Source organism: Limnohabitans sp. Hippo4 (assembly GCF_003063605.1).
In the GTDB taxonomy this organism is placed as follows: domain Bacteria; phylum Pseudomonadota; class Gammaproteobacteria; order Burkholderiales; family Burkholderiaceae_C; genus Limnohabitans_A.
The window spans coordinates 1,008,828-1,027,647 of sequence record NZ_NESE01000001.1 but is presented as its reverse complement, the minus strand read 5'-3'; the positions used below and the strand labels follow the sequence as shown (position 1 = coordinate 1,027,647).

At 54.0% G+C, this 18,820-nt stretch carries 23 protein-coding genes; 15 read left to right on the top strand and 8 right to left on the bottom strand.

All coding sequences use genetic code 11. The features are described 5' to 3' along the window. Window positions 1-5: 5 nt before the first annotated feature. From bchY to B9Z46_RS04745, 15 genes are all read left to right on the top strand, one after another. Window positions 6-1,553, top strand: a complete 1,548-nt coding sequence (gene bchY / locus B9Z46_RS04810) for a chlorophyllide a reductase subunit Y (protein WP_090129118.1) — start codon at window positions 6-8, stop codon at window positions 1,551-1,553. Next, window positions 1,550-3,046, top strand: a complete 1,497-nt coding sequence (gene bchZ, locus B9Z46_RS04805; RefSeq protein ID WP_055360006.1) for a chlorophyllide a reductase subunit Z — start codon at window positions 1,550-1,552, stop codon at window positions 3,044-3,046. The genes bchY and bchZ overlap by 4 nt, the downstream gene beginning before the upstream one ends. Further along, on the top strand, window positions 3,043-3,183 hold the full coding sequence (locus tag B9Z46_RS15095; protein WP_156339856.1) for a hypothetical protein: 141 nt from the start codon (window positions 3,043-3,045) through the stop codon (window positions 3,181-3,183). Before bchZ ends, B9Z46_RS15095 begins: the two co-directional genes overlap by 4 nt. Before the next feature lie 11 nt (window positions 3,184-3,194). Continuing rightward, complete coding sequence (pufB, locus tag B9Z46_RS04800) at window positions 3,195-3,338, top strand: light-harvesting antenna LH1, beta subunit (protein ID WP_055360007.1); 144 nt, start codon at window positions 3,195-3,197, stop codon at window positions 3,336-3,338. 37 nt (window positions 3,339-3,375) lie between these two features. Beyond that, on the top strand, window positions 3,376-3,600 hold the full coding sequence (locus tag B9Z46_RS04795) for a hypothetical protein (protein ID WP_055360008.1): 225 nt from the start codon (window positions 3,376-3,378) through the stop codon (window positions 3,598-3,600). Between the two features lie 10 nt (window positions 3,601-3,610). Next, on the top strand, window positions 3,611-3,811 hold the full coding sequence (gene pufA, locus B9Z46_RS04790) for a light-harvesting antenna LH1, alpha subunit (RefSeq protein WP_055360009.1): 201 nt from the start codon (window positions 3,611-3,613) through the stop codon (window positions 3,809-3,811). 86 nt (window positions 3,812-3,897) lie between these two features. Then, on the top strand, window positions 3,898-4,740 hold the full coding sequence (gene pufL, locus B9Z46_RS04785) for a photosynthetic reaction center subunit L (RefSeq protein ID WP_055360010.1): 843 nt from the start codon (window positions 3,898-3,900) through the stop codon (window positions 4,738-4,740). A gap of 14 nt (window positions 4,741-4,754) precedes the next feature. After that, window positions 4,755-5,732, top strand: a complete 978-nt coding sequence (gene pufM / locus B9Z46_RS04780) for a photosynthetic reaction center subunit M (protein ID WP_108254881.1) — start codon at window positions 4,755-4,757, stop codon at window positions 5,730-5,732. Then, the gene (gene pufC / locus B9Z46_RS04775) at window positions 5,729-6,796 is read left to right on the top strand and encodes a photosynthetic reaction center cytochrome PufC (RefSeq protein ID WP_233245911.1); all 1,068 of its coding nucleotides are present in this window, start codon (window positions 5,729-5,731) and stop codon (window positions 6,794-6,796) included. Before pufM ends, pufC begins: the two co-directional genes overlap by 4 nt. An 8-nt stretch (window positions 6,797-6,804) precedes the next feature. After that, window positions 6,805-7,617 (top strand): hypothetical protein, encoded by an 813-nt coding sequence (locus B9Z46_RS04770; RefSeq protein ID WP_055360012.1) that lies wholly within the window; start codon window positions 6,805-6,807, stop codon window positions 7,615-7,617. Then, window positions 7,610-9,142, top strand: coding sequence for a 1-hydroxycarotenoid 3,4-desaturase CrtD (gene crtD, locus B9Z46_RS04765; RefSeq protein WP_108254719.1), 1,533 nt, complete (start codon window positions 7,610-7,612; stop codon window positions 9,140-9,142). Before B9Z46_RS04770 ends, crtD begins: the two co-directional genes overlap by 8 nt. Then, complete coding sequence (locus tag B9Z46_RS04760; RefSeq protein ID WP_108254718.1) at window positions 9,139-10,002, top strand: carotenoid 1,2-hydratase; 864 nt, start codon at window positions 9,139-9,141, stop codon at window positions 10,000-10,002. The genes crtD and B9Z46_RS04760 overlap by 4 nt, the downstream gene beginning before the upstream one ends. A 125-nt stretch (window positions 10,003-10,127) precedes the next feature. Continuing rightward, entirely contained in the window at window positions 10,128-10,277 is a 150-nt protein-coding gene (gene pufB / locus B9Z46_RS04755) for a light-harvesting antenna LH1, beta subunit (RefSeq protein WP_055360015.1), read from the top strand. 9 nt (window positions 10,278-10,286) lie between these two features. Next, window positions 10,287-10,487, top strand: a complete 201-nt coding sequence (locus B9Z46_RS04750; RefSeq protein WP_055360016.1) for a light-harvesting protein — start codon at window positions 10,287-10,289, stop codon at window positions 10,485-10,487. 66 nt (window positions 10,488-10,553) lie between these two features. Beyond that, the gene (locus B9Z46_RS04745) at window positions 10,554-11,915 is read left to right on the top strand and encodes a PucC family protein (protein WP_108254717.1); all 1,362 of its coding nucleotides are present in this window, start codon (window positions 10,554-10,556) and stop codon (window positions 11,913-11,915) included. A gap of 211 nt (window positions 11,916-12,126) precedes the next feature. On the opposite strand, the gene B9Z46_RS04740 is transcribed toward B9Z46_RS04745, so the two are convergent. The 8 genes from B9Z46_RS04740 to puhA are packed head-to-tail and all read right to left on the bottom strand — an operon-like array spanning window position 12,127 to window position 18,805. Then, a complete protein-coding gene (locus tag B9Z46_RS04740; protein ID WP_156339858.1) occupies window positions 12,127-12,339 on the bottom strand; it encodes a hypothetical protein in 213 nt (70 codons plus the stop codon). 30 nt (window positions 12,340-12,369) lie between these two features. Further along, complete coding sequence (locus B9Z46_RS04735) at window positions 12,370-13,434, bottom strand: phytoene/squalene synthase family protein (protein ID WP_108254716.1); 1,065 nt, start codon at window positions 13,432-13,434, stop codon at window positions 12,370-12,372. Then, window positions 13,421-14,980 carry a phytoene desaturase gene (locus B9Z46_RS04730; RefSeq protein ID WP_199220541.1) on the bottom strand — a complete coding sequence of 520 codons (1,560 nt, stop codon included), beginning with the start codon at window positions 14,978-14,980 and terminating at the stop codon, window positions 13,421-13,423. The genes B9Z46_RS04735 and B9Z46_RS04730 overlap by 14 nt, the downstream gene beginning before the upstream one ends. A 7-nt stretch (window positions 14,981-14,987) precedes the next feature. Continuing rightward, on the bottom strand, window positions 14,988-15,767 hold the full coding sequence (gene puhE / locus B9Z46_RS04725; protein ID WP_233245910.1) for a putative photosynthetic complex assembly protein PuhE: 780 nt from the start codon (window positions 15,765-15,767) through the stop codon (window positions 14,988-14,990). After that, window positions 15,767-16,849, bottom strand: a complete 1,083-nt coding sequence (acsF, locus tag B9Z46_RS04720) for a magnesium-protoporphyrin IX monomethyl ester (oxidative) cyclase (RefSeq protein ID WP_108254715.1) — start codon at window positions 16,847-16,849, stop codon at window positions 15,767-15,769. Before acsF ends, puhE begins: the two co-directional genes overlap by 1 nt. Next, window positions 16,846-17,364 carry a photosynthetic complex assembly protein PuhC gene (puhC, locus tag B9Z46_RS04715; protein WP_108254714.1) on the bottom strand — a complete coding sequence of 173 codons (519 nt, stop codon included), beginning with the start codon at window positions 17,362-17,364 and terminating at the stop codon, window positions 16,846-16,848. Before puhC ends, acsF begins: the two co-directional genes overlap by 4 nt. Then, window positions 17,361-18,047: a photosynthetic complex putative assembly protein PuhB gene (gene puhB / locus B9Z46_RS04710; RefSeq protein WP_233245909.1), complete on the bottom strand. Its 687-nt coding sequence runs from the start codon at window positions 18,045-18,047 to the stop codon at window positions 17,361-17,363. The genes puhC and puhB overlap by 4 nt, the downstream gene beginning before the upstream one ends. Then, entirely contained in the window at window positions 18,044-18,805 is a 762-nt protein-coding gene (puhA, locus tag B9Z46_RS04705; RefSeq protein WP_108254713.1) for a photosynthetic reaction center subunit H, read from the bottom strand. The genes puhB and puhA overlap by 4 nt, the downstream gene beginning before the upstream one ends. Window positions 18,806-18,820 lie beyond the last annotated feature (15 nt).

Genomic DNA, 18,820 nt, shown 5'->3' with positions numbered 1-18,820 from the left:
GCACCATGGCACGCACCATTCCTATCCAAGCTGTGCCTGCGCAAGCAGCGCAGGCGCCTGCAGACGGCTTAGGCTGTCATGCGGGTGCAGACCAAATGCTGGAAGCTGCGCGCAGTGCCGGCAAGTCAGAGGTGCTGGACCAATACGCCAAAGACTATCCCCGCAAAGCCGATGCGGGCCCGCACGACCAACCGCAAAGCATGTGCCCAGCGTTTGGTTCGTTGCGTGTTGGTCTTCGCATGAAGCGCACCGCCACCATTTTGTCGGGCTCTGCCTGTTGTGTGTACGGACTCACCTTCACATCGCACTTTTACGGTGCCAGACGCAGTGTGGGCTATGTGCCTTTCAACTCTGAAACGTTGGTCACTGGTAAATTGTTTGAAGACATTCGCGAAGCAGTTCACGCGGAAGCCGATCCCAACAAAGTTGACACCGTTGTCATCATCAACTTGTGCGTTCCCACTGCCAGTGGTGTACCACTTCAGTTGTTGCCCAAAGAGATCAATGGCGTTCGCATCATTGGCATCGATGTGCCAGGCTTTGGTGTTCCTACGCACGCAGAGGCCAAAGATGTGTTAGCCGGCGCCATGCTGAAGTACGCCCGTGAAGAGGTCATGAATGGCCCTGTTGCGTCGCCTAAAGGTGGACGCTCTGCAGTGCCTACAGTTGCCTTGCTGGGTGAGATGTTCCCGGCAGATCCCGTCATCATTGGTCAAATGCTGGCGCCCATGGGTTTGGCAGCAGGACCTGTGGTGCCAACGCGTGAATGGCGTGAACTTTATGCGGCGCTTGACTGCTCGGTGGCTGCAGCCATCCATCCGTTTTACACGGCCAGTGTGCGTGAGTTTCAAGCAGCAGGTCGTCCTGTTGTTGGTTCTGCACCCGTTGGTTTAGAAGGCACACAAGACTGGCTGCAAAACATTGGTATTTCGGCAGGCATTGCCCAAGATCAAATTGATGCGGCACGCAATCAACAACTGGGCGCCATGCGCGGTTTGTTGTCGCAAAAGCCCATTAAAGGTCGCATCACGCTCAGTGGCTATGAAGGCTCTGAGTTGTTGGTGGCACGCTTGTTGGTGGAATGCGGTGCTGACCTTCGCTACGTCGGTTCAGCTTGCCCCGCCACACCTTGGAATGAACACGACAGGCAATGGCTGGCAGCACACGGCGTGCAAGTGCAGATGCGCGCATCGCTTGAGCAAGACATGGCGGCCGTTCACGAGTTCCGTCCCGACTTGGCCATTGGCACCACGCCCTTGGTTCAAGCGGCCAAAGAACTCAGTATTCCATCTTTGTACTTCACCAACCTGATTTCTGCTCGTCCTTTGATGGGTGTGGCAGGTGCGGGTTCTTTGGTGCAAGTGGTGCAGTCGGCCATTGGCAATCAGCATCGTTTTGATGAAATGAAAGCCTTCTTCGGGGAAGTGGGCTTAGGCCCGAATGCAGGCGTTTGGGAGTCTGTGCCCGTCGACCGGCCGGAGTTCAAAAAAGAAACTCGCCGCTTGCTTGAGAAGCAGATTCAAAAACGCAAATCGGAGGCGATGGGAACATGAGCACCGTCAAGTCGCCTCTCATTTTGGACCATGACCGCGCAGGCGGTTATTGGGGCGCGGTGTATGTGTTCACCGCCATCAAAGGTTTGCAAGTTGTGATCGACGGCCCTGTGGGCTGCGAAAACTTGCCAGTCACCTCTGTGTTGCATTACACCGATGGCTTGCCACCGCACGAGTTGCCCATTGTGGTGACTGGCTTGGCAGAAGAGCAGTTGGGTCGCGAAGGCACTGAAGGTTCCATGAAGCGTGCTCATGCAACATTGGATCCCGACTTGCCTGCCGTGGTGGTCACAGGCTCCATCGCTGAGATGATCGGTGGCGGCGTCACGCCAGAAGGCACCAACATTCAACGCTTCTTGCCGCGCACTATCGATGAAGACCAATGGCAATGCGCCAACCGCGCCATGTATTGGTTGTGGAGCGAATATGGCCTGCGCAAAATACCTGCGCGCAAACCATTCAGTGAGCGTCCAGCAGGCGAAAAACCTCGGGTCAACATCATTGGCCCCGCCTACGGTACCTTCAACAGTGCCAGCGACTTGGCAGAAATTCGCCGTTTGATTGAAGGCATTGGCGCTGAAGTCAACATGGTGTTCCCACTCGGCAGTCATTTGGCCGATGTGCCCAAACTGGCCGATGCGGATGTGAATGTTTGCATGTACCGCGAGTTCGGTCGCATGCTGTGTGAAGCTTTAGAGCGCCCCTATTTGCAGGCGCCCATTGGCTTGCACACCACCACGCGTTTCCTGCGCAAGCTTGGGCAGATGCTCGAGATCGATCCCGAGCCTTTCATCGAACGAGAACGCCATACCACCCTGAAACCGCTTTGGGATCTATGGCGTTCGGTGACGCAGGACTTTTTCAGCACAGCCAGCTTTGCCGTGGTCGCGGGTGAGACCTACACAAGAGGGCTGAAGAACTTCCTAGAAGGTGAGATGGGCTTGCCTTGTCGCTTCAGTGTGTCACGCACTGCGGGTAACAAAACAGACAACGCCAAAGTGCGTGAGTTGGTGCATACCCAAACGCCCCTCATTTTGTTTGGCAGCTACAACGAGCGCATGTACATGAGCGAAATGGCAGGCCAAGGCCCCATGAAGCCCTCGTACATTCCTGCGTCCTTTCCTGGCGCCATCATTCGTCGCCACACAGGGACGCCATTCATGGGCTACAGCGGTGCAACCTACCTCATTCAAGAGGTTTGCAACGCCTTGTTTGATGCACTGTTTCACATCCTGCCGCTGGGCACGGACATGGACAAGGTCGAAGCCACGCAGGCGCGTGGTTTGGTCACGCCCAATGCCACTTGGCAAGACGACGCCCAAAACCTGTTGCGAGATCTGATCCAGCACCAACCCGTGTTGGTACAAATTTCCGCAGCCAAACGCTTGCGGGATCAAGCAGAACAAATTTCTCGCATCACGGGTGGCGAAACCGTCACACGTGAGCATGTTGAAGCAGCAGGACACGCCCTGGGCATGGGAGTGACTGCGTGACGCACAGCTTGAAAGTTGATTTGAAAACATTTGACACCGCCGCTTTGAGTGGCGCGTCAACCGAGATGTCGTGGCCTTCGGGTTGCGGCTGCCTATCTGCGCGGGCTGTGCGCACTTTGGCCGCAAGGCCGTATTGAAGGGAGCAAATATGTCGAATAAGGCATCCATTTCAGGACTGTCCGACGAAGAAGCTCAGGAGTTTCACCACTACTGGATGCAAGGTGCAGTGGGCTTTACGGCTGTGGCTGTATTGGCACACATCTTGGTTTGGGCGTGGCGACCCTGGTTCTAAGTTAGATATTTTTTCATCCGTTTGAAGGGGAAACTTCATGCAAGACACATCGTCACTCAACTCTGTGCAGTCATCTGACACTGAGTCAAAAGCGTATTGGACCATCTTCATGGTGGGCTTTGCGGTTTTGTTCGTGTTGGTTCTTTTGGGCAACCTTTTTGGTATCCATTGGCGAAATTATTTGCCCGGTGCTGAAGATGCAAAGAGCATGAGCCAAGGTGTGAAATCTGCGGTTTATACCTTCATGTCCCACATCATTTAGGAGATACATCATGTGGCGAATTTGGCGACTTTTCGATCCCCTGCGAGCCATGGTGGTTCAAGGGATTTTCTTGTTTGGTCTGGCAGCAATGATTCACCTCATTTTGCTCAGCACCAACAAATTTAACTGGTTAGACGGTGCAAAGAAACCTGTTGCAACAGCGGCGCAAAACGCGCCAATGCCTGCTGCGGTTCCTGCTGCAAAGTCCTGATCGGATTAAAGAAGTACGGGTGCTGTTTGTGTACGTCCTGCGCAAATAGCACCTGAGTGAGTTTTTTAAAAGCTGGAGACCGAACCATGGCCATGCTGAACTTTGAAAAAAAATATCGCGTCCGAGGGGGTACCTTGGTGGGCGGGGATTTATTTGACTTTTGGGTCGGTCCTTTCTATGTGGGATTCTTTGGAATCACCACCATCTTTTTTGCATTCCTAGGAACTGCCATGATTTTGTGGGGTGCCTCGCAAGGCCCCACTTGGAATCTGTGGCAAATCAGCATTGCACCACCGGACATCTCGTACGGTCTGGGTTTCGCACCTTTGCTGGAGGGCGGCTTGTGGCAGCTCATCACAGTCTGTGCCATCGGGGCGTTTGTCTCGTGGATGCTGCGCGAGGTTGAAATTTGCAGAAAGCTGGGCATGGGGTACCACGTGCCATTTGCTTTTGGTGTGGCTATTTTTGGTTATGTCACCTTGGTGGTCATACGCCCTGTGTTGATGGGCGCATGGGGACATGGTTTCCCTTACGGCATTTACAGCCACTTGGACTGGGTGTCCAACGTGGGCTACCAATATTTGCACTTTCACTACAACCCCGCACACATGATTGCGGTGAGTTTCTTTTTTGCCAGCGTGTTTGCTTTGTCATTGCACGGTGGTCTGATTTTGTCTTCTACCAACCCTGCGCCAGGCGAGACCGTTCGCACGCCAGAGCATGAGGACACTTTCTTCCGCGACATCATTGGCTACTCCATTGGTACCTTGGGCATTCACCGTTTGGGTCTGTTCTTGGCACTGGCCGCCGTTCTTTTCAGTGCCTTGTGCATTGTGCTGAGCGGCCCCTTCTGGAGCAAAGGCTGGCCTGAATGGTGGAGCTGGTGGTTGAACCTTCCTATCTGGTCGCAGTGGCCGGTGACCAAATAAACAGGAGCGAAAAGATGCCGCAATATCAAAACCTGTTCACCACCGTTCAAGCCGTTGGCCCTATTCATCATGGCGTTGAGTTAGGTCAGGGCAATAGCCCGCGTTTGGGAGAGCCTGTCCTCAATTACTGGATTGGCAAAATTGGCAATGCCCAACTGGGCCCCATTTACTTGGGCGGCCTGGGCCTTGCTTCACTGGTGTGTGGCTTGATTGCCTTTGTCACCATTGGCTTCAACATGTTGGCCTCCGTCAACTACGATCCCATTCAATTCATCCGTCAGCTGTTTTGGTTGGCGCTAGAGCCGCCACCGCCAAGTTATGGCTTGCAAATGCCGCCGCTCAATCAAGGCGGTTGGTGGCTTATCACTGGCGTCTTCTTAACTGCATCATTGTTCCTCTGGTGGGCGCGTACCTATCGCCGTGCTCGCGAGTTGGGCATGGGCACACACGTGGCCTGGGCCTTTGCTGCAGCCATCTGGTTGTACTTGGTATTGGGCTTGTTCCGTCCCATCTTGATGGGTTCATGGGGTGAGGCTGTGCCTTACGGTATCTTCCCGCACCTGGATTGGACGGCCGCATTTTCTTTGCGTTACGGCAATCTTTTCTACAACCCGTTCCACGCCTTGTCGATTGTCTTCTTGTATGGCTCAGCTTTGCTGTTCGCCATGCACGGTGCCACCATTCTGGCGGTCACTCGGTTTGGCGGCGAACGCGAGATTGAACAAATCACCGATCGCGGGACAGCCTCTGAGCGTGCTGCCTTGTTCTGGCGTTGGACCATGGGCTTTAATGCCACGATGGAATCCATTCACCGCTGGGCTTGGTGGTTTGCGGTGTTGTGTCCTATCACAGGCGGTATTGGCATTTTGCTGACAGGTACTGTGGTGGACAACTGGTACCTCTGGGCTATCAAGCATGGCGTCGCACCCCCATACCCTGAAGTGTTCCCCATGGTGATGGATCCTTCTTTGGCCACAGGAGTTAAGCCATGAACCATTCAATGACATCGGGAATGCATGCATTTCGCAAAGGCTTTCAGGGGCTGCTGTTGCTCGTGGTGGCCTTGCTACTGTCGGCTTGTGAAAGACCGCCGATGGAGTCTGTACAGCGAGGTTATCGCGGTACAGGCATGGTGCAAATTTACAACCCCACCACCCTTGAAGAAAACGCTGAAAAGCATGCGGCACCTTTTGCTTTGCCTGCAGGCGATCCATCCGGCCCCAAAGCATCATCGGTTTACAAAAACGTCAAGGTCTTGGGCGATTTGAGTGTGGGTCAATTCACACGTTTGATGGTGTCCATGTCTTCGTGGGTGGCGCCGCCAGAACAAGGTTGCTTGTACTGTCACAACCCTGCCAATTTTGCAGAAGACAGCAAGTACACCAAGGTGGTGGCAAGGCGCATGGTGGAAATGACACGCCACATCAACAAAGAGTGGCAGCCGCATGTGAGTGCTACAGGCGTGACTTGCTATACCTGTCACCGTGGTCAGCCTGTGCCTAAAGAAATTTGGTTCAAGGCCAATCACCAACCTTATGGCTCTAACTTCATGGGCGACAAGGCAGGGCAGAACGAACCTTCCAAAGTGGTCAACTTGAGCTCACTGCCCAATGACCCTTTCACGCCGTTCTTGTTGGGTGCGCAAAACATTCGCGTGGGTGCCACAACCGCATTGCCAGCGGGTAACAATCAATCGATCAAACAAGCTGAGTGGACCTACGGTTTGATGACGCACATGTCCACCTCTTTGGGTGTGAATTGCACGTACTGTCACAACACCCAGTCGTTTGTGAGTTGGAAAGGCAATCCGCCACAACGTGCAACGGCTTGGTATGGCATTCGAATGGCCCGTGATTTGAACAAGGACTACATGGAGCCCTTGACAGACACCTTCCCTGCGCACCGCAAGGGTGAACTGGGCGATGTGGCCAAGGTCAATTGCGCCACGTGCCACCAAGGTGCTTACAAACCTTTGAATGGCGCCAAGATGGCCAAAGACTTCCCAGAGCTGGGTGGTCAATCCGAGGTGACTGCCACCACGGTTGCAACCAAATAAGCACATTCATGAACACGCTTGAATTTGTCAACACTGACGTCTCAGGCGTGGTTGTGATCGTGCTGGTGGACTACGTGCGTCAGCACCGCAGCTGGGGATGGATGCGGCTGGTGGCCGGCCCCTCAGCGTTGAAGCAGGTGCCAGGCTTGTTGTTTGCCAAAGTGATGGGCAGTGGTCATGCCGGTGGCTTTAGCATTCGGCCCAGTCCTTCACATCAAGGATTGGTTTGCCGTTTTAGAAACACCGATTCGGCGCTTAAATTTTTGCATGGCCCCCACGTCAGTGCCATGCGCGAAAAAGCCCGTGAAAGTTGGTGTGGCCTGCTTGCCGTAACCTCAGCACGTGGCGCGTGGGATCAAGCGAAATGGCCATTGACCGATGAAGTCAGTCGCAAGTTCGGCGCGGTCCTGTCCGGCAACAAGCCCCGACCTTTGGCCGTCTTAACGCGGGCCAGCATCGTGCCTTCTAAGACCATGTCTTTTTGGCGCTATGCCCCAGCAGCACAGGCAGATTTGCAAAATTCAAAAGGCTGTTTGTTATCGATGGGCTTGGGAGAAATCCCCCTTGTGAGGCAATGCACCTTCAGTTTGTGGCAAGACCAACAAGCCATGCGTGACTACGCATTTCAGGGCTCGCATCAAACGGCCATCACAGCGGCCTACAAAAACGATTTCTTCTCTGAATCCTTGTTTGTTCACATGCAGGTGCTGGGCATGAGTGGCCAGTGGATGGGAAAAGATTTTGGTGATGACCTGGGCATGGACGCTGTGCAAACCAAGTTGGCTGCCAACTCGAGTGAGCAAGAGGCTGCCCATGTCTAAACAAAGGGTGGTCATTGTGGGCGCTGGCATGGGCGGCTTGACCAGTGCTTTGCGCTTGTCACACCACGGCTACGACGTGACCGTTCTGGAGGCCGCATCGGTACCGGGTGGCAAGGTTCATACCCGCGAGGTGCAAGGCGCCAAAATTGACAGTGGCCCAACGGTTTTCACCATGCGCTGGGTTTTTGACGAATTGTTTCAAGAGGTGGGCACCAGCCTGTCACAAGAACTCTCGCTCACACCCTTGTCGGTGTTGGCCAGGCATTTTTGGCCAGATGGCAGTCAGCTTGATTTGTCTGCCAACGCGCAAGAGAGTGAAGCCAACATCGAAAAATGGTCCAGCCCCTCTGAAGCTTTGCTGTTTCGAAAATTTTGTCAAACTGCACAAGCAACTTACAGCAACCTGGAAGGGCCTGTCATCCGTTCCGCGCGACCCAACATGTTGTCGCTGATGACCCGGTTGGGTCCGCAGGGCTTGGGACAGTTGGCGCAATTGGGGCCCATGCGAACCCTTTGGCAGCAGATGTGCTTGCAATTCAAAGATGAGCGCTTGCGCCAGTTGTTTGCGCGTTATGCCACTTACTGTGGTTCTTCCCCTTGGGAAGCCCCCGCTACCTTGTTGTTGATTGCCCAAGTTGAGATGGCCGGCGTCTGGTCGGCCAAAGGTGGTATGACCTCGTTGTCTGCAGCCTTGGCACGTTTGTCACAGGCGCGGGGCGCGCAGTTTAGATACAACGCCGCTTGCAGCCAAATTTTGCAAAGACAAGGCCGCGTCTCTGGCGTTCGCTTGAGCAGCGGAGAAGAAATTCCAGCCGATGCGGTGATCTTCAATGGCGATGCATCTGCTTTGCGTGAGGGCTTGCTGTCCAACGAAGTGCGAAGTGCTGTGACTTCTAAAGCGCCGCCGCGTTCACTGTCGGCTTTGACTTGGTCGGTTCATGCCAAAGCCCAAGGTGTTGCGTTGGATCGCCACAACGTCTTTTTCCATGACGATTATTCAAGCGAGTTTGAAGACATCTTCAAGCGCCAACGCTTGCCCCATCAGCCCACGGTTTATGTTTGTGCGCAAGACCAACCCGGTCATGTGTCGCAAGAGGCGCCACAGCGTTTGCTGTGTTTGGTCAATGCACCTGCAGTGGGCGATGTGAACGGGTTGAACGAGGAGGCCTTAGAACAATGTCAAACAGAGAGCTTCCAACATTTAGAGCGTTTGGGCTTGAAACTGGAAATCACGCCTTTCAATTGTGTGCGGACCAGTCCAGCGGAATTTCACCAGCGCTTTCCAGCATCGGGGGGCGCGTTGTATGGCCAGGCCACGCATGGATGGACCAGCCTGTTCTCTCGTCCTGGATCGAAAACGCCCCTCCCAGGCCTGTTTCTGGCCGGGGGCAGTGTGCATCCGGGACCCGGCGTGCCCATGGCAGCGATGTCCGGTCGATTGGCGGCCGAGGCCCTGATGGCCAGCCACGGTTTGACCAATCGGTTCCCGCAAACGGCTACCTCTGGTGGTACATCGACGCTATGAGTGACGACGGACAACACGGCATGACACTCATTGCATTTGTGGGCAGTGTGTTCTCGCCTTATTACACATGGGCCAGGCGCGCAGGGCAGGCCGATCCCGAAAATTATTGTGCTTTGAATGTGGCCATTTACAGCAAAGGTGCAAGCCGCTGGGCCATGACGGAGCGCGGCAAACAAAGCTGCTCACGTGACGCCAAAGAATTTGTCATTGGCCCCAGTGCTGTGACGTGGGATGGTGATTCATTGCGCATTCAGATCGATGAAGTCTCAACGCCTTGGCTGCAAAGCATTCAGGGCGAAATTCGCGTATGGCCAGAACAATTGTTCAACTTCTCGGTGCCGATTGATCAACAAGGCGCACATCGCTGGGGGCCCCTTGCGCCATCTGCACGTGTGGAGGTGAAATTAACCTCACCCAACTTGCAATGGAAGGGTCAGGCCTATCTCGATTCCAATGAAGGCGACGAGCCCATCACCGAGGCTTTTCACACTTGGAATTGGTCGCGCGCCAAGATGAAAGACAACAGCAGTTTGGTGTTCTACGACATGGCTTGGCCAGGTCTAGAGGACAAACTGCTCTCGCTGCGGTTTACACCGCAAGGCCAAGTCGAAGCCATGCCTTCTGCGCCAGTGCAAACCCTGCGCAAGACAGGTTGGCAAATTGGAAGGCGCATGCGAAGCGACACGCCAGTCTCGGTTCATGAGCAACTCGAAGACACCCCTTTTTATCAGCGCGCATTGCTGAACTTCTCGTACGCCGGCGAAAAGCTGCTGGCCTTTCACGAGACCTTGTCAGTGCCCCGTTTGTTGTCGCCTGTGGTGCAGGCGATGCTGCCATTTCGAATGCCAAGGAGAGCTTGAATGTCGAACAAGCTTTTCAGTCATTCCATCACGTTGCAGATGCAGCGTGATATTCCGAATTCTGGGTCACCCGACCCTGAATACCCTCGTGCGGGTTGTGCACGTCTTCCTCCTAGGAGAATGCTATGTCATCTGACAAAGTAGGGCCCAGCGGTTTGACCGAGGCCGAATCAGAAGAGATTCACCGTAATCTCATCCAAGGCACACAGATTTTCGGCATGGTTGCCGCATTTGCCCATCTGTTGGCCTATATCTATTCACCCTGGCTTAAATAAGGAGTCACCATGATTTACGCAAAAATGTGGACCGTGGTGAAACCTTCAGTTGGCATTCCAGTGTTCATCGCTGCTGTGGCTATTGCCTCATTCAGCGTGCACCTGGCACTGACACTGAACACCACTTGGGTGAAAGGCTTTTTGAATGGCGGAGCTGGTAAGGTTGTTGCAGTTGCAGCACCTGCCGCTGAACCGGCAGTTAAAAAGTAACGGGGTGTTCCCCGACGAAAGACCAAGCGCTTTACCGCGCTTGGTACTTTCTTTTGAATTTTCAAAATGAACCGTACAAGAACCCAGTGGGTTGTTTCTTGGGCCAGTCAGTTGGGCCCTCGTTTCTTGCCGTTTGCAGACGCTGCCAGTGAAGATTTGCCACTGTCCCGTTTGCTTCGTCTGTCCTTGTTTCAAATTTCTGTCGGCATGGCCATGGTCATGCTGGTGGGCACGCTCAATCGCGTCATGATTGTCGAGATGAGCGTCCCCACAAGCTTGGTGTCTTTCATGGTGGCTTTGCCCTTGTTGATTGCACCCTTTCGCGCTTTGATTGGTTTCCAATCTGATCACCACCGTTCGCATCTGGGTTGGCGCCGCGTGCCCTTCATTTGGATGGGCACCCTCATGCAATTTGGTGGCTTCTCCATCATGCCTTTTGCGTTGTTGGTCTTGTCGGGTGCCGGACAGTCTGCCCAAGCGCCGCAATGGGTGGGCCAGTTTGGCGCAGCCGTTGCCTTCATTTTGGTCGGGGTGGGTATTCACACCACCCAAACGGCAGGTCTTGCATTGGCCACCGATTTGGCACCGCAAGAGAAGCAGGCCAAAGTGGTGGGACTGATGTATGTCATGCAACTCATGGGCATGATGAGCAGTGCGTTGGTCTTAGGCGATTTATTGGCCGATTACAGCCCTGGCGCATTGATCCGAGTGGTTCAAGCGGTGGCCGTTATCACGCTGGTCTTGAATGTGGTGGCGGTGTGGAAGCAAGAAGCACGCAGTCGCCAAAGGCAGCCAGGCGCGTCGCCTGAAGCATCGTTCCAGGATTCTTGGCGATTATTTTGTGAAGGCCCCCACACCGTTAGAAGGCTCTTGGCTGTGGGCTTAGGCTCAATGGCCTTCACCATGGAAGATGTGCTGCTGGAGCCCTATGGTGGCGAAATACTCAAACTCAGCGTGTCTTCCACCACACTCCTGACCTTCACCTTGGCTTTGGGTGGATTGATCGGCTTCGCTTGGGCGTCTCGGGTCATTACCCGAGGTGCAGATCCGTATCAAATGGCCAGCTGGGGCGCATGGACAGGGTTGCCTGCTTTTGTATTCATTATTTTGGCAGCGCCTCTGATGTCGGTCCCACTGTTTGTTTTGGGTGTGTTCTTGATTGGCTTGGGGGGCGGCCTGTTTGCGCACGGTACCTTGACCGCTAGCATGAACTTGGCACCCCCCGATCAAGTGGGCTTGGCCATGGGTGCATGGGGAGCCGTTCAGGCGACCGCTTCGGGCATTGGCATGGCCTTGGGTGGCTTGCTGCGCGATGGCGTGGCACAATGGACCAATTCTGTGACGGGTTACTCCGCTGTTTATGGCATTGAAGTTGTGATGCTGCTACTCACCTTGGTGGCCATGAAGCCCTTATTAAGAAATTCTTAAAGATTCCAATTCATCAGCAACAGGCAAAGGAAGATACGATGCAAACAACTCACATTCTCATCATCATGTACGTGGTGTTCTGTCTGTTCATGTTGGCCAATTGGTTCAATCGCCCACGCAAGTAAACCTGCGCACGCAAAGCTGGCCGAAAATGGCCAGTCTGCAAGTTAATGTGCAATGCATCAACTTGCATCAGGTACCTTCATTCAAATCAGTGTGATGCTGATTTGTTGGCGTGCATGGCCATGAATTTCTCGATGGCCTTCATTGTGACGCGGTGCATGCCCAGGCAGGCTACCAACGCTGCCGCAAACACATAAAAATACCCTGTATCGCTGTGCTGAATCAAGCCAGCCAACGACAGCGTTGCCCAGAATGTCCAAAAGAAAGCACTGACAACGTTCAGTCCGCTTTGAATTTTCATCATCTTCTCCTTGTTAGATGGTTTGCAATATCAAGAATGAAGCCGTTGACGCCCTTGCAGGCGCTCGTTTTCACGTCGTTCGAGTAAATCAAAAACCCATGCCACGCGTTGCGGCATGGCACGGTTGGGAAAGTAAGCCCCGGCCCATTGCGCACTGGCTTGTGTGTTTTGGTTGTGCAGCGCCAAAAATTGAATAGCCTGCAAAGGTTTGGGTTGGTTTTCTGCCGTTCGAATCCAAGCGGCTTGAGTCCAAGCGGATGCCAGCAACACCAATTTGCGCGTGGTACTGACCACGGTGCGTGTGCTGACCGAGTCCAGTCCTTCGCGTTTAAGTTGAACGCCAATCTCTCTGTAAATCATGCTGGCTGCCAGAATGGCTGAACGGCAATCGGGGGGCAATGCGGCAATGCCGGGTTGGGCTTGCTTGTACAGGCGATCTGCTTCTTCAAGCAGGCGGGCCACAACGATTTGGATGCCGGGGGTCAAGATGGGGTTTTGCAACCATTCTTCAGGCTGCACACCGGCTTCAATCAGCCAACGTCTCGGCAAATAAATTCGGCCTATGGCGGCATCCGCGCCAACATCTCGCGCAATGTTGGTCAGCTGCATGGCCACACCCAGTTCACACGCGCGCTCAAGGGTGTCTGTGTTTTGCGGACCCATGATCCAGCACATCATGGCGCCAACGCTGCCTGCTACGCGGGCCGCATAGTCGTGCACTTCTTCAATGCTGTCATAACGCCGGCCTTTGGCATCCCACGCAAAGCCTTCAATCAAGGCATCTAAAAAATGTCGGGGCAGCTCATATTGTTGAACCACCATGCTCAAAGCATGATCTTCCACATGGTCTTTGGGCGTGCCTGCATAGATGGCGTCAAGGCGTTCACGCAGAACGTCAAGCGGTGCTTGGCCGGGCAAGGCTTCATCCACCAGATCATCGGCCACTCGGCAAAAAGCGTACAAGGCAATGGAGGCTGTTCGAATGCGAGGGGGCAATAATCGACTGGCTGCAAAAAAAGTTTTCGAGCCGCCCTTCATCATGGCGACGCAGGCCTCGAGGTTGGCCGTGTTGGGGATGGGATTAAACTGAAACATGGGGTACCACCGTTTCAAGTGCCTTGGCCGACATCAACACCCCAGGCACGCCCGCTCCTGGATGTGTGCCAGCCCCCACCATGTACAAACCCGGAATGTCTTCGCTTCGGTTGTGAGGACGGAACCACGCACTTTGCAAGAGCAAAGGCTCTAGTCCAAAGCCAGCGCCTTTATAGGACCACAAGTTATCGTGAAAGTCTTGCGGCGTGGTGATTTTGGAAGTGACGATGGATTCCCGCAATCCAGGCAGAACGGAAGCTTCTAAGGCTTCCGCAATGGCGGCGCGGTAGGTTTCAGCGTATTGGACCCAATCGGTGCCACTGTCCAAGTGCGGAACTGGCGACAGCGCATAAAAAGTGTCACAACCTGTTGGCGCCAAGGACGGATCGGTGGCGGTGGGGCGGTGCAAGTACAGGCTGAAATCTTTGGCCAGATGGTGACGCTTGAAAATGTCTGTGAGCAAGCCTTTGTAGCGCGGACCTAGCACCATCATGTGGTGTGGTACATCGTGGTATTGCTTGGAGGTGCCAAAGTACCAAACAAACAAACCCATGGAATAGCAGCCATTTTCAATTTTGCGGTTGGTCCAATGGCGGCGGTGTTGCGGTGCCACCAAGTTCTTGTATGTCCATGCTGTGTCTGCATTGCTCACCACAATGTCGGCGGCGATGAACTCGCCCGACGCCAACTCAACACCACACGCTTTGCCGTTTTCAATGCGAATTTGTGTGACAGGTGCATTCAGGCGCAATTGAATGCCGCGTGAATCCAGCAAACCCACCATGGCTTTCACAATGGCGCCGGTTCCGCCCATGGCAGAGTGAACGCCCCAGGTTCTTTCGAGGGAGTTGATCAAGGCATAAGCCGCTGTGACCGAGAAAGGGTTGCCACCAATCAGCAAGGGGTGGAAGCTCATGACCGTGCGAAGCTTGTCATTGCTAAAGTGTTTGGCCACCAAGGCGTAAATGCTGCGCCAAGCGCCCATTTTGAGGAAGGAGGGAATGGCTTTGATCAGATCGCCCAAGGTGTCAAAGGCAATCGAGCCCAAACCTTCAAACCCAAGTGTTTTGCAGCGCTCTGCATCTTTCACAAAATCCAAATACCCTTGAACATCTTCGGGGCAGAAGCGTGCCACTTCGTCCAACATTTTGGCTTCATCGGCGCTGTAATCAAACCAAGTGCCATCGTCAAAGCGAATTCTATAAAACGGGTCCATGGGCACCAGCGTCACGTCGTCTGCAAACTTTTTACCGCACAGTGTCCAAAGCTCTTCTAACAAAAACGGTGCGGTGATGATGGTGGGACCGGCATCAAAGGTAAAGCCATCTTGACGGTGCACATAAGCGCGGCCACCCGGGGCATCTAGCTTTTCCAACACTTTGACTTGATAGCCTTTGACACTCAAACGAATGGCTGCGGCCAAGCCGCCAAAGCCACTGCCAATGATGACAGCCATGGGCCTGGCATCCGAGCTGCCGTCGTTGCCCCCGGGCTGCCTTGCGTTCAGACCGGGATGCGAAAAACCATTGGCATTGAATGCGTTCATGAAAGCCTTAAGGTGGGGTGGAGAGAGCTGATTCCACCGAGGACTGGCCCATGGCCCAACCCCAAAGCCGCTCAAGTGGCAATGGGAAAATCATGATGAGGTGTTCCACAATGGCCAAGCCCAAGAGGGTGGCCAACATGACCCAACCTGTGGTGATGGCCATGGCGCCTTGCTGGGCTTGCCAAACCAACCAACACCACGTGCCAATGGCTGCACTGATGGAAACCACAAACCAAGGGGTGATCAGGCGTGAGCGAAAGTAGCTGGCCAAATAAACCAGATGCGCAGGCAGGTACTGTGCGCCGTTTTGTGGCACCCCAAAAAAGAGGTTCAGTTTGGCCGACAAACGCATGAACCACAGCAGCGCATATGTGCAAAGGGCCACATGGTTGGGTTGGTCCATTTGCATCAGCCACAAAATGCCGAAGTTGATGAGCAAGACCACTTCATGATGAAGCATGACTTGCACCGATTCTTGAAACCGTTGCCAGCCTTGGGCGCCTTCGGTCAAGGGGACCTTGCGCGGGCCGGTGATCCATCCTGTGAGGAAAGCCAATTCGTGCCAACCCCACATCACAATCACACTGCCAAAAGCCAAGTAAGCATTGGCAACGCTGACCTCGCGCATGCTTTCATAAACGCCCTTGAAACTCAAAATCAAGAGCATGCTCCAGCCCAACAAACTCCAGCGAAAGCTTGCAGGTGGTAAACGATCGAGCCACAAAATCACACCTGTGCCAAACCACCAGCACATGGCTGTGAAAACACAGGCCCAAACGACGTCCATTACCATGCGGGTTCCATGCGAACTTGTGGCGACAAGTCTTGCTGAATGACGGGCATCATGTACAGACCTGCAAAGGTGCCAAATGCTTTGACAGCACAAACACCTTGTTGCAATTTACCGATGAGACCACCACGCGCTTTGGCTTTTTCCATGTCTTGCGAAATGGCAAACAAGCGCTCAAGACCGCGGCGGAATTTAGGATTGTCGGTGTCTAAGGCCAGCGGGAACACTTGCTGCGTGATGGCTGTGGTGATGCGGAACACTTGGTAGTCGTATTCACTGGAATCCAAACCCATGGCTTCGTGCAACATGGGGCGTGTGTGATCTCGCACATACATGGTGGCGTAGACAGCCAGCAAGAAAAAGCGAATCCACAGTTTGTTGCCACCGCTGAGCAACTTGGGGTTGGCACGCATGATGAGCGCAAAGGATTCGCCATGGCGAAACTCATCGTTGCACCAAAGTTCAAACCATCGAAAGATGGGATGGAAACGTTTTTCGGGGTGTTTCTCTAACTGGCGGAAGATGGTGATGTAGCGTGCATAGCCAATCTTCTCGGACAGGTAGGTGGCGTAGTAAATGTATTTGGGTTTGAAGTAGGTGTATTTCTTGGTGCGCTTGAGGTTGCCCAAGTCAATGCCCAAATTGAAATCACGCAAAGACAAGTTGATGAAACCCGCATGGCGCGATTCGTCGCGTGCCAAATAGGTCATCAGTTGTTTGATGTCAGGGTTGGTGACGTTCTTGCGAATTTCGTTGTACAAAACGCAGCCTGAAAACTCTGAGGTGAGCGAGCTGACCAAAAAGTCCATGAACTCTTGGCGCATTTCAGGCGAGAGTTTGGCCATGTTGTCGCGCACTTCGTCTGCAAAAGCAGCATCACGCTGAAAGTGATCGTGGTTGTTGTCGCCTTCGTACTCGGCCATCATCTTGTCCCACTCGGCGCGCACAGGCTCAATGTTGATGCGGTCCATGGCATCGAAGTCGGTGGTGTAAAAGCGGGGGCTGATCAAATCGTCATGAACTGCCTTTTTGTTGGCATCTTCAACGGTTTCAATGCTGCGAACGGCTGAGGCATTCATTGGGAGCTCCTGTCATTTCCTGAAATTTGAACAATCTGTATTGGTGCAAGACCGATTTTTTGCAAGCCTGCAAAGACAGCCACATTGCTGGGGCCGAAGGCTTCTAAGTCAATGCGTTGTTGGGTACTGGGGTCCAACAATGTCAAGCGGCCATCCGCACGACCCAGCAATTGCATGGGTGCATCGGGGCCAATGCTTTGGCGTTTGCGCTCACGCGCCAGGGCGCGCAAAGTGCTGCGCAGAAACCCCTGTTCACCTTCAAACTTGGCAATCTCCATTTGATTCTTGGCATCTTTCACGACCACTGAACCTTGTGGGCCATCCGCAAAAATCAAATCACGCTGCCAAACAGTGGCAGCGTCAACTTGTTTGTCTGAAATACCTTGCCATCTTGCAAAGCCCACGGCCAACAAAATCAGCAGCAACATGCTGCCGAGCAGCTTCACAGCCCAGGGCAATGAAGCCGATGCAGGTGCTGAGCGCGTTGCCAAAGGCAAGGTCGTTTCGCGTGTCATGCCATGGCGCCTTGTGGTTGATGCGTACGGCCGTCGTTGGAAGGCGTCACGTTCATTGCGCCTGTGACCACTTTGTCGGCCTGATGGTGTTCGCGCCACATGCTGAAAAGCAAAGCGCTGACGGCTTCGCCTTGGGGCACACAGCGCAGCGTTGGCTGGGGGTGCTTGACATGCCAAGCCTTTTGGTGCGGCCACAAATGCGCCCAACCAATTCGATCTTCTGCGTACAGCTCTAACGCAATGTCTTGACAGCCGTCTGAATAGCCTTTGGCCGAAGCGCCCGCAATGCGGCGGTAGGGCAAGTTGAAGGTGAGCGTCAGCACAATGCCGATGCGCATCACCACACGCTTGTTGGTGAAGGTGTAGAGAGAACTCTTGCCTGCAAACCATGCACAGGTGGTCAGCAATGCCAGTGCCAGCATGGCCAATGAGGCGCTGACCACGATGGGGACAATCAACTCGCGACCTTCAAGACCTTCGCCCCAAAGGTGCGTCAGTTGAATGCCAACCATCAGTGCAAAGTAAATGGCAATTTTGCGGACATGGAAAGCGTGTATCGCCAACTGTTGCCAATCGGGCGATCCTTGCCAAACGATGTGTTCACCTTCGGGCAGCGTGGAAGGCAAGCCAGGGGCTGCTTCCCACTCATGCTCGTGCGTCGCACTGATGTTTTTGGCTCTCACAGCAGGGGCTCCTGACGCTCAGGAGTTGCGTACAAAGTGCCGGCACCAAAGTAGGCCGTGATCTTTTCTTCCTCTAGCATGGTGATTTGATCAGGCGATTTGGTTTGCGGCACATTGGCAAATTGATGCGCCAACAAGGCATGCACATGAATGCCTTGCTTTTTGATCCTGGCAAAGTTCATGGGCAGCAACACTGTTTTCTCGGCGCCTTCCAATTTCACTTCGATGTAACGGAAGATCATTTCCATGCGGTCCACCCAAAGTTCCACCACATGACCCGCCACGTTGCGGTCAGCACCAACGACAGCCAAGCCACGCGGATCAATGTCTTGATGTGCCACAGAAAAGTCGGGTGCCAAACGCAAAGGCACAATTTTGGGGGCTCCATGTTCCATGTCAGGTACATCAGCGCGCATCGCCCAAGCACCTGGGCCGACACCTGCCAACAAAGGATCGCCCACGGGTTCGATGGGGGCACCATTCCATTGGGTGGTGGGTTGTGCACTGTATTGACCATCAGGACGGTTCAGGTCAGGTGACAGCATGACGTGACCGTCGTGGGTTTTGTAAGTGACAGGGGAGGGCACAGGTGGCCAACCCTCTTGCTTGGGACCATTCTCACGGCCAGAGTCCATGGGGTAGCCCTCGCGGTGGTTCTCGCGCAAGAGGTAATAAATCAGGCCTGCGAAAAATGCCCAAAATACGTAAAGCACCAGTTGTGCCACGTCGACATACTGCGTAATAGCGCCTGTTTCCATAAGACTGCTCCTTGT